A 7,924-nucleotide genomic window follows, 5' to 3' on the forward strand; every position below is an offset into this window, starting at 1 on the left:
GTCATCCCCGCAACTACCTGGCCTTCCTCGGCCTCACCGCAGCCCTCTGCTGCTACAAGCGACTTCTCCGCCTCACCACATAGGACACGGTCATACGGCGCGAATTCCCGACCCTGTGCTTCCGTGCCTGTGCTTCCGTGCCTGTGTGTCGGGCCAGTTCAGACGGGTGGCCAGCGTCATGCCCACAGCACACCCAGCTCATGTAGCGCGTCGAGCTGCTCCGCGGTGAGTTTGTCCCGCCTGGCGCGGGTGTTGGAGATCCATACGCCCATCCGTACCGGTACCGGCTCGGTCTTGCCGTGATCTCGACGACGGCGCCGCGGGGTACGCCCCGGTGGGGGGCCTTCTTGTGCGACCCATTGCGCGGGGGATGTCAGGTTGAAATGGCTGCTGTGGGCTTGATGCCGAGCGTGGTGAGCCGCTCCTGTTGCTCGGTGGACAGCAGCTTCCAGGTGCCCGGCTTGCGCTGTTGCTGGAGCCATCGTCCGATGTCGTCGCCGTCCATGAGCACGCCAGGTTGGATATTGGGCAGCACTCTGCGGGGTTCGGTGTGGGCGATGTCGGCGAGGACCTTGTAGTGGCGTTGCCAGTCGAGGGGCCATGGGTAGCTCCAGTCGGCGATCGCCGTCAACTGCTGCGCGCGTCAGCGAGCGCGTTCGGGGTCTTTGCCGACTTCGACCGTTGAAATCTACCGCTGATGCAATACCGTCGAACCACTGCTTCATCCACCTCAAAGACTTCCACGGCATCGCCACCAGATACGACAAGACCGCCGCCTCCTGCGAAGCAGCGGTCAGCCTGGCCGCATTCCTGCTCTAGGCAAGATCCTTTTGGAGGTGAACCTAGTGCGCCGATGCGTACGCGTTGCGAATTTCAGAGGAGATGCGGCCACGCTCGTTCACGTTGTAGCCGTTCGCCTTGGCCCACTCTCGGATCTCGGAGGTAGAAGGTCCGCTGGCCGCCGGTTGGGCTGTCCTCGACGTGCGCTTATTGCGCGCGGTCTTTCGGCCGGCCTTCAAGTAGGGGCCGAACGCGTCGAGCATCTGATCGTAGCTGTCCGGTGACAGATCAATCTCGTAGCCGACGCCGTTGAGGGTGAAAGTGTGTGTGCTGCCCTCGGAGGTCTCTTCGCCTGTGAGATCGTCGATGAAAATCGTTACATGCTTCTGTGCCATATCCGGATGATACACCAAAGGCAGAGGGATGAATCTAGCAATATCGGGTTCCTGTCAAACAGGAATGCCTCTTGATGCTACGCTGCCTGGTCCTTCACGTCGAGTCGCGATTATCTAGAATTGTACCGTATTGGAGGTCGCTTGTTGGGTGGATCTACACCCTTTCCACGCCCTGCACGAAGCGTCTGAGTATCTCCGCGAGCGACCAAAGGGGCCGGGCTGACCGGCGGACTGCGAAAAGGCGCGTCGAGGTCGCGCCGCTTGTGGGACGGCCGAACGGGTCACGCTGAAGGGCGGGTCGACAACGGCGATCCGCCATCCTTGCAGCAGTTCGCCTGCGGCCTCCTCCATGACCGGGACACCGTCGCCGCCGGCCTCTCCTCAACCTGGAGTTCGGGACAAGTCGAAGGACAGGTCACCCGCGTCAAGCATCAAACGTGTCGGCTAACGGTCGGGCGAAACCCGATCTCCGACCCAGCGGATCCTCCACAGAAACTGAACCCAGACATCATAAGATCAGCAGGACCTTTGCGAAGTCCTATTCTTCTCTCCCTGGATGCTGCGGACTGTGGGTTGGCCAGAGGGGCGAGAGTACGGTGCCGACAGCTGCTGGGGTGTTCACCCATTCTCCTGCTGATGCTCGGGCGGGGTATGTCTTGCTCGCCGAGTTCCGCGACCTCAAGGCATCCGCGCAGTCCGTAGACGCCATGGTGAGCCCAAGGGCCGCCGCAGGATGATCTCGGTGCCCTGATCGGTCCGACATCCGGACCGCCAGCACCGCTCGACGTTGGCGCCCTGCTTACCCGACTCAGAGCAGATGCGGCTCGGCGCGCGGCTCGCGCAGGTGGGGTAACCATGAACCGTTCCGACTTTCCGGCCGGTGATCAGTCGGCGACCACAGGTTGGGTGTCAGCGCAATGTGCTGCCTCGGACTCGGTGGGGCTGACCACGCCCTACGTGCCCGCTACTGTGCGCGGTCCTCGCTGCATAATGCTTGACCGGGGAGTGCTGTACCGCTGGCAACAGCGACGTTCGAATGGATACCTGGCTTGAACGTGTTTCGCTATGGGGCTTTCGTTTTGCGCCGGTCGCGCCGCACTCGGCACGGTTGCCCTAGGGTGCGCTGTTGGCCATGGCAAGCACTACCTTCATCGTGGTGGTGACCGAGACACTCCCCGTCGGCCTGCTTCCCTCCCTGTACTCCGGCTTCACCATCTCCCAGGGGACGGCAGGACAGTTGGTCAGCGTCTACGCCCTGGGGACCGTACTCGCTGCGATCCCGTCCGCGATCGCCAAACACGCGGCGCCCGCCGCAAACCCCTGCTGCTCACCGCACTCGCGGGATTTCACCTCACAAACACGGTCACAGCGCTGGCTCCCTCCCTCTGGTTTGCCCTGATCGCCCGCCTGGGCGTCGGCGCGTTCGCCGGACTGGTATGGAGCATGATCGCCGGATATGTCCGGAGCATGCCCAGGTCCCAGCTATCCCAGGGCTTCGACACCCAGCTGACCCATTTCGGCATACAGCTGACAGCGGCCTGCGTCACCCGATAGAGCGCGCACGCGCACGAAGCACCGCAGTGAGGGAACCGCCTTGAGAGCACTGACGACGGACACGAGCCCAGAACGGACTGGACCCCGAACCTGGCGACGGACGACGCGCCGCTGGGCGCGTAGGCGGCGTCGGCGCTGATCCGTACCTCGTATACCGCGAGGTACGGCGCACGTGAACGCGCTTCGTCGGCTGGTTCTGAATGGTGAGGCGGATCCGGCGAGCCCGTGGACTCGACTGCGTCGTGCCCTGGAGAACTTCCCCTCGGCTGCTTGGCTGCGGGGCGGCCGTGGTGAGGCGCGCTGAGCGGCGCCTGCGGACTCTGCGCCCGGAAGGGAGGACATGCGTAACCGCGCTCTCCACGAGGAGGCCACCGGCCACGTGCCGGGCGACGATGGCAGGACAGGGCGCGGCTGTGTACGCAAGAACGGGAGTCGCTGCGCGGCCGTGCCGCTTGACCAACGTCGATGGGTTCGGGAGTCGCTCCACGGGCGAGCTGTTGGGCCAGCCATCGGTGAACGCGTGGAACTGCCCGCGCTGCGCCTGCGGCCCCCCTTGCACGCCCTGGCCGCCGCCAACGAGGAGTGACCGGCCATGGCCTGTTCTGCTGGATGGGAGGATTCTGGAGGTATGGCCAGGACGGACGCCCGTGCACCTGCCTGTGACGCCATCGGGCACTTCTGCGACCGGCGGCTGTGATGACGAATGGGCTCTTGCGCGAGGCTGCGGCCCTGCTGCGACGGCGTGCCGGCGAGGCCGCGGTGTTCCCGGGCGAGCGGTGGATGGTGGACCAGGACGAGGCTGGCGGCTTGGTCCTCACCGCGTTTGTACCGGAGGACGTCGCCTCGGACGGCATCGTGGGCGGCAGTGTTGTGGCCTGGTTCGCCTATCCGGGCAGTGCGGAGCGGGCGGCCCACGCGTGGGCCCTGGGGGCTGCGTCGCACATCGCCTCGCTGGACCCGCAGACTGCTGTGCTGCTCGCCGCTTGGCTGGAGGCCACGGCTTCGCTGGAGGACCGGGCAGAAGAGCTCGGAGACCCCGAGGGCGTGGCACCGCTTGTCGAGCCGGCAACCCGCCTCGCCCGGTCCTACCTACGTGTGCCGGAGGCGTAGCGCACGAAGGCCCCTCGGCCGACAGGGTGGGTGGCTCCGGAGCAGCTCGCGGACAAGGCACGGATCACAGGCACGCCCTGAAACGTCAGTGTCGATCATGTGTACGGGTTGACAGTCTTATGGGACGCTGGGCCGCTTCCAGGCCGTCGGGAAACGTCTCGTTGGTACAGCAAACAGGACACGGCCCTGCCTGACCTGCACAAGCGAGGAGTAGCGTCCATGCCCAACACCATCCTGGCTTCCCGCATTTTGGATGCGATTACCAGTCATCCCGATCATCACGATCAGCGGCATTTCATCAACGGGGCCGAGCGGCTGAGCGCGGATGAGGGACTCAGTTGCGGTACCACTCTGTGCGTTGCCGGCTTTGCCGCGCATCTCACCGGCCACACGATCCTCAACGAGGTGGAGGGAGCTGTAGCCATCCCTGTCAGCGATGCCACTTCCGCTTCCGGCGTTGCTGATGCACTCCCGGTATCGGCCGTTGCACGCCGCGAACTCGGGCTCGATGCCCGAGACACCGAGTTTCTCTTCAGTCCTTCTCGTACTTCCCAAGAAGCCCCGGCCGCCCTGCTGCAGCTCGTCGAAGGCGCCGACTCCATCGACTGGAAGGCCATCCTTCCCGAGTGACGAACGACCGATGGGTGTCGTATGTTGCGCATGGGGCGTGCGTCGTAAGCTCTCACTGGTGTGGGGCTGATGCCAACCAGGATGCCGTTGCGCTGGTGATGCCGCGTCGTTCGGTGAGAGGTTTGCCGCTCCTGCGGGTGGCCTTGGAGAAACGCAGGGCGGGTTCATCGCCGCGGTCTCGTGGAAGCCGTTCCGGCCGCCCGGGCGCCCTCAAGGGCTGCCCCTGCTGCTCTGTGGTGTCTCACACACGAGGCGGTGAGCGCCGCACGGCAGGAGCAGCCGACAGCGGGCGCTGGAGCAGGCCTTTTCCGAGCAGAAGGCCGGCTGCCGCGCTTGCGCACCTGACCCGGGCAAGCCTCACGCCGGACGACGGGCGCTATCGCCCGCTGGGACTCTTCCCTCCCGAGAAGCTTTTGCAGGCCGCCGTGGTGGAGGAGACTGAGCCCGAACGGAAACCGCAACCCATCCGACAGGACCGGCACCCCACCGTGCTTTCCTGTGGCCGACTGGACAGCGTGATGGTTGGGGTTTTCGCTGGATGTGTGCCGCATTTGATGAGCGCTCGTGTGGCATGTACGGGTCGGGCCCCTGGGGGTTCTAGTCGTCGCTGGAATCCAGGAGCCCGGCTCGCTGCACCGTCCGTCGCAAGGCTTGCCCGCCGAGCGGTCCGTCGCGGTGCAGCATCGTCGCCGAGGACAGGCAAGCCGCGCCCCGGCCACGGGCATCGTCGCCAGGCCCGGGCCCGGCAGGTTCGGCAGGGAGCAGGTGTGTGCCAGTCCGCCCACACCCGGTCCGGGGGCACGTGACGCCCGTCCTCGAGCTCGTACAGCCGCGCGTCGATGGAGGAGGCGGGCAGCTCCTTTGCCTCGGCCAGCGCCGCCGCGGAGGCCTCAGCCGTATACAGCTCGGCGGCGGTCGCGGGCAGCTGCTCGGCGAATGCGCGGGCTTCCTCGACTCGCTGGTGGAACACCATGGTGGTGTGCAGGTTCTGCTGCGCCGCGTGCTCCAGCAGTGCGGCCTGGAGCAGAGCCATACGCCGGCCGCGCAGCGCGTCCTCCGACAAACCCAGGATCGGATCCGGGTCGCGGATCTCCAGCACGTCGATCTCGAAACCGGCGAGGATCGAGCGTTCCACCGCCTCCGCCAGTCCAAGATCAAAAATTCGGGTGCCGTACGTGTGGGAGTCGTCCTCCATCGACGCGATCACCACCTCCCGCCCGTCCCGCCCGCGCTGCGGCCGGGGCGCGGCCAGGATCCGCGGGGTGGCGGTCAGGTAGAGCCGGAAGTCGACAGGGATCCGCCTGTTGTCATGGATCGCCGCCCACGGCCGCCCCATGTCCCCCGCGGTCATGTGCCCCTCGTCCAGGACGGCCAGGTCAAACGACGCCATCCGCTGCCCGTACAACCGCTCCCCGCCCGCCAGAGCCGCCTCCAACGGCCCCGGAACAGTCCCACGGCCAGTGACATCGGCGGGGTCCTCACGGTCCACGAGGGAGGCGTACGTGGCGAACACGACCACCGGCCCGGACCCCGCCCACAGGGCGAGCTGGATCGGGTTGGTCGTGGTGGCACTCCGAGCTGCTCCAGGACCTCGTCCTTGTCCACCGAGCAGACCGCGACCATCGGCGCCCGGTGCCCGACCCGGCGCCAGGACTGTGCGCTCTGCACGATCAGGTCCAAGGTGGGCACCATGACAAGGATCCGCCCGCCCGGGAAGCACTCCAGAGCGCTCGCGGCCGCCGTGATCGTCTTCCCGGACCCAGTCGCGGACACCCCCATCGCACGCGCTCCCTCCGGGGGCACAGATGATCTTGCAGGAAATCCTACCCATTCTCGAAAAGCCGCCCTTTGGTCAACCTGGTGCTCTCGGAGCTGAATCACACCGATTTCCTTTTCCTCTTCCCGCTTCGCACCGGCAGGCTTCGCCACCGGCTCGTACTTGCATGCGGCATGCTCCCCGAGAGGGACGGCAGGGGGTAGCGATCCCTGACCCCTGTGGGGCCGGCGGCTCGTCCTCGAAGTCACACGCCCCCACAGCCTTCCACCTTCCACGCCACAGCGTCTCCAGCATGTTCATGACCGCGGGCCACCACCGCACCGGGCTCCGCCCCCTCGGGTACCTCGCACTCCAGCGTCGTGGGCCACTCGAGAAACTCGAGTGGGTGGCCTCATGCCCGGCGCCGTCCACGCGCAGTGATGACACCACAGGAGGGTCAACACCAACCGGGCTGTGCTTCCCGTTACCGGCCGTGAGCGCACGGGATGGGGCATGCGCCAGAGGTCTCCGCAGGACTGGCGGACCGTACCTTTGTGCCGCGCAAGCGCTAGCGGAAACCGTGTTCATGGCATGACTGAAGGCCTAAGGTGGCTTGCTGAGGCCTGAACCGGGTCTGCTGCTTGCGAGTAGGGAGGTTGAGCGGAGTGTACTTCTGTTTTTCGTGTGGACGCGATATTGAGCTTCCGGATTACTCCGTTCCTGTGGAGGACGAGAAGCAGGAATTGATTTGCCCTTACGCAGACTGTGGTAAACGGGCGGTAGCTCCGAAGTACTAGGAAGTGCCCCTCCTCTTTTGTCGAGCCTCACCAGCCGCGCTTCCCGGGCCCTATGACGTCGTGTCCGATCTGCCGCGCGAGGTGCTGCGCCCTTTCGTCCTCCCCGGGCCGGACGTAGACGTACACGGTGTGGCCCGGGGCCGGCTCGTGCTTAGCGTCAGTCCGAAGCAGGCCTGTACCTCGGTCCGCACATGCTCCGGACCGAGGCTGAGTTCGGGCACCGCCGGCCAACTGAGTGCCATCCACGCGATCTGTCCCCACCCTGCCCGACGCAGCACCTCCGGTGCTCTGCCCAGCAGACCCGGTCTTTCGGATGACGCCGCGGTGCCGGCTCGTCTGCTGCCGATGATGCTCTCGGTCGAGGAGCCGGTGGAGGGCCTCGACCCGAAGCAATTCGGCATCCAGGTCGACACTCGCCATCCCACAGCTCCCCACACCCCACTAGAGACATGGCCACGGCGATCACCGCCGCCACATTCCTGCCCTTGCTCCGACAGACCGGATATGCCCTCACCAGAAGGCGTATCCCTATCTTCCACCAACTCTACATTCTGCATCATTCCGAAACAGCTCCCGCAAACACCACCCTCCAGCCAGCCAAGGACCGCGCCAGCGGGCCTAAGAGGGCCTGGAGGCGCAGCCGTAAGGACCGTTGAGGCGGGGGAGCGCAGCGGACCCGCCAGCCCCCGGCTGGAGCGCAGCGGAAGCTCCGAAACCAGGGGGAACCCCCGCAGCTTCGAGAGCGCAGCGAACGAAGCGTCACCTCCGGTGCGCAGCACCGGAGGTGAGTGGTCCGCGCAGCGGACCGCCAGCGCTCCCCGCGGAGGGGGGAGCGCAACCACCGTGCGCAGCACGGTGGTTCGCTCGCACATCGCGCAGCGATGTGGTACCCGCTCCGCGGG

The 7,924-nt window shown here is 66.1% G+C and carries 4 protein-coding genes and 1 pseudogene; 2 read left to right on the forward strand and 3 right to left on the reverse strand.

What is annotated here, in order from left to right; all coding sequences use genetic code 11:
- Positions 1 to 373: 373 nt before the first annotated feature.
- Positions 374 to 631, reverse strand: coding sequence for a helicase associated domain-containing protein (locus ACZ3IJ_RS36050; RefSeq protein WP_467475436.1), 258 nt, complete (start codon positions 629 to 631; stop codon positions 374 to 376).
- Positions 632 to 842: 211 nt separating this feature from the next.
- Positions 843 to 1,175 (reverse strand): histone-like nucleoid-structuring protein Lsr2, encoded by a 333-nt coding sequence (locus ACZ3IJ_RS36055; protein WP_467475438.1) that lies wholly within the window; start codon positions 1,173 to 1,175, stop codon positions 843 to 845.
- A 2,265-nt stretch (positions 1,176 to 3,440) separates the two neighbouring features.
- On the opposite strand from ACZ3IJ_RS36055, the gene ACZ3IJ_RS36060 reads away from it, so the two are divergent.
- Together ACZ3IJ_RS36060 and ACZ3IJ_RS36065 are read left to right on the forward strand one after the other, a co-directional pair.
- Complete coding sequence (locus ACZ3IJ_RS36060) at positions 3,441 to 3,839, forward strand: hypothetical protein (RefSeq protein WP_467475440.1); 399 nt, start codon at positions 3,441 to 3,443, stop codon at positions 3,837 to 3,839.
- A 219-nt stretch (positions 3,840 to 4,058) separates the two neighbouring features.
- Positions 4,059 to 4,469, forward strand: coding sequence for a hypothetical protein (locus ACZ3IJ_RS36065; protein ID WP_467475442.1), 411 nt, complete (start codon positions 4,059 to 4,061; stop codon positions 4,467 to 4,469).
- Between the two features lie 772 nt (positions 4,470 to 5,241).
- Here ACZ3IJ_RS36065 and ACZ3IJ_RS36070 read toward each other — a convergent pair.
- Positions 5,242 to 6,350: pseudogene (locus ACZ3IJ_RS36070) on the reverse strand (DEAD/DEAH box helicase family protein); the annotation flags it as partial.
- Positions 6,351 to 7,924: the final 1,574 nt, after the last annotated feature.

This window comes from Streptomyces sp. NPDC013317, from assembly GCF_055563155.1.

Bases quoted from the DNA above. Each gene is read 5' to 3' on its own strand.
- ACZ3IJ_RS36055 (WP_467475438.1), bottom strand. From the start codon at position 1,175: ATGGCACAGAAGCATGTAACGATTTTCATCGACGATCTCACAGGCGAA.
- ACZ3IJ_RS36065 (WP_467475442.1), top strand. From the start codon at position 4,059: ATGCCCAACACCATCCTGGCTTCCCGCATTTTGGATGCGATTACCAGT.